Origin of the sequence: Pseudoalteromonas sp. S3178, assembly GCF_005886985.1 — a bacterium.
Classification (GTDB): domain Bacteria; phylum Pseudomonadota; class Gammaproteobacteria; order Enterobacterales; family Alteromonadaceae; genus Pseudoalteromonas; species Pseudoalteromonas carrageenovora.
The window spans coordinates 1-256 of sequence record NZ_PNCW01000621.1 but is presented as its reverse complement, the minus strand read 5'-3'; the positions used below and the strand labels follow the sequence as shown (position 1 = coordinate 256).

Sequence of the window (256 nt, the reverse complement as noted above, 5' to 3'; positions counted from 1 at the left end):
GCTCGCTTGAGCTGATTGAATCGCCGTTCTTTGACGACCCTTGGTTGAAAGAAAACATTCCGTCTGTGCTTATCCAAAAAGCGATTAAGATGTTTATGGCATACGAGCAACCTTGGTGGCGCAGTTTGGGCCTTGTTGCTGGTCGCTCTGTCACTGCCTTACCAATCCGTCAAACTTATTACATGGGCACGGAATGCGATCAAAAAGAATGCCTTGAATACGAGACCAACGAAAAAGGCGAACAGGTATGTAAAGT

1 pseudogene is annotated in these 256 nt (G+C 46.1%); it reads left to right on the top strand.

Annotation, left to right across the window (positions count from 1 at the left end):
• Positions 1–256, top strand: a pseudogene (locus CWC11_RS22490) (flavin monoamine oxidase family protein); the annotation flags it as partial.